Genomic DNA, 278 nt, shown 5'->3' with positions numbered 1-278 from the left:
TCGAGCCAGTCGTTGCCGGCGCCGCCGAACAGGGCATCGCCGCCGGCCTTGCCGGTGAGCCCGTCATCGCCGCCCTCGCCGTAGAGCTGGACGCCGCTGCCGTTGCCGCGGTCGAGGCCGGTGAGCCGGTCGGCATGGTTCGAGCCCTGCAGCACCTCGACGTTGAGGATCGTGTCGCCGGCGGCGGCGCCGCTGTTGGCGTTGCTGGTGAGGTCGACCGTGATGCCGCTCGTGGCGCTCTGGTACGAGGCCACGTCCCAGCCCTCGCCGCCGTCGAT

The 278-nt window shown here is 72.7% G+C and carries 1 pseudogene; it reads right to left on the bottom strand.

What is annotated here, in order from left to right:
* Positions 1-278: pseudogene (locus KBI52_RS00360) on the bottom strand (RTX toxin); the annotation flags it as partial.

The organism is Microvirga sp. HBU67558 (assembly GCF_018069605.1).
Taxonomy (GTDB): domain Bacteria; phylum Pseudomonadota; class Alphaproteobacteria; order Rhizobiales; family Beijerinckiaceae; genus Microvirga; species Microvirga terrae.
Note: the sequence above shows the minus strand (reverse complement) of the source record. Positions and strands in the feature narration are given on the sequence as shown.